Source organism: Tamlana crocina (genome assembly GCF_012037625.1).
The window spans coordinates 1-440 of record NZ_JAAVJS010000260.1; the positions used below are offsets into that span (position 1 = coordinate 1).

The window sequence follows — 440 nt, forward strand, 5'->3', positions numbered from 1 at the left end:
ACAATATGTTTTTGAAAAGGACTGGGATAAAACTGCTGGAAAAGTTAAGAGAACTCATCCCAATTATAGAAAATTGAACAATTTTTTGATGAAAAGGTTGACCGAGGTCAATGATATTTATTTTGAGTCGAAAGATCGTATTACTCCCAAACAAATCAAACAAAAATTAAAAGGTCCTGGAGGCTTAAAATCTTTTTTTGCATTAGCAGCTGAACGTATAAAGGACAAATATGAACGGGGGACATTCTCTGTAGCCAAATCCGAATTGTCAATCCTCTATAATTTAGAAGAATTTTTAAATCTAAAAACATCTAAAAACAAATCTACAGTTATTAAAGAGATCAAAGAACGGCGTAGAGAGCGTATAAGTAGGGCAAAAAGAGCCGAATATATGTGGATGGATGGAGTGAACTATTTCCAAAAAAGTACAGCTTTACGAT

1 protein-coding gene is annotated in these 440 nt (G+C 33.2%); it reads left to right on the forward strand.

What is annotated here, in order from left to right:
- On the forward strand, positions 1-440 hold a 440-nt coding region (locus tag HC176_RS16625; RefSeq protein ID WP_245234938.1), incomplete at both ends, for an Arm DNA-binding domain-containing protein.